Here is a 998-nt window from a genome sequence, read left to right as displayed (position 1 = left end):
TGTCGGTGGCGATCCTTGGCCGTGCCCGTCATCTGCTGACCAGTTTCGATGCCCGACCGGGCGAAGTCCTGATCGCCGCCATCGACCTGCGCGGCCGCTGGCACGACCCGCACCCGTTCTGGGATGCGAGTTCCGCACTGTGTCATACTGAGGGGGCGGCACGCCTTCGGGGTGATCTCGATCTCTTGCCCGGCATTGCCGAGGACGGGTTAAGCCGCGCCGCCAAGGACATCAGCATGGCCGGACTGCTGGGCACCGCCCTCATGCTGGCAGAATGTTCGGGTATCGGCATGACCATCACGCTCGATGACATTCCACGTCCCGACGATGCACCAATGGAACGCTGGCTGTCCGCATTCCCCAGCTATGGCTATCTGCTGACGGCCCGGCCCGAGGCGGCCGGGGCAGTCATGGCCCGCTTTCATGGGCGGGGCATAGCGGCTTCTGTCATCGGTCAGTGTGACAGCACGCAGCGGCTGGATGTCACATGGGCGGACGAGAAGGAAACCTTCTGGGATCTCGCCCGGATGCCTCTCATGGGGTGTGCGCCATGAGCCTCTCCATCGGCATCCTGACCCATTCCACCAATCCGCGTGGCGGCGTGGTGCATGGCATGGCGCTGGCCGAAGCCCTGTGCGACGCAGGCCACGACGCCACGCTCATCGCGCCGGATGTAACCGGCGCCGGTTTCTTCCGCAGGCCCCGCTGCGCCACAAACTGCATCCCGGCTGTGCCCGAGCGCGACCTGCCAACGCTGGTGGAACGCCGTATTGGCGAGATCAGGGACGCCCTGCGTGGGCAGCCTTTTGACGTGCTGCACGCACAGGACCCGATCAGCGCCAATGCACTGGCCGAACTGGTGGAAGAGGGGCGGATACCGGGCTTTGCCCGCACGGTCCACCATCTTGACCATTTCACGCACCCGGTCCTTGCCGCGCGGCAGGAACGGGGGATCAGGGCGGCGGCCGAACTGTTTACCGTCAGCACAATGTGGGAAG

General features: G+C 65.5%; 2 protein-coding genes. Both read left to right on the top strand.

Annotation, left to right across the window (positions count from 1 at the left end; translation table 11 throughout):
- A partial coding sequence (locus HNW77_RS17205; RefSeq protein ID WP_241694552.1) for an AIR synthase-related protein occupies positions 1-554 on the top strand: 554 nt, incomplete at its 5' end.
- Positions 551-998, top strand: a 448-nt coding sequence (locus HNW77_RS17200) for a glycosyltransferase (RefSeq protein WP_172159313.1), incomplete at its 3' end; no start/stop codon positions are given. The genes HNW77_RS17205 and HNW77_RS17200, both read left to right, overlap by 4 nt.

This window comes from Komagataeibacter melomenusus, assembly GCF_013155395.1.
GTDB lineage: Bacteria > Pseudomonadota > Alphaproteobacteria > Acetobacterales > Acetobacteraceae > Komagataeibacter > Komagataeibacter melomenusus.
The sequence above is the reverse complement of the archived record's forward strand: the minus strand, read 5'-3'. Positions and strand labels throughout refer to the sequence as shown.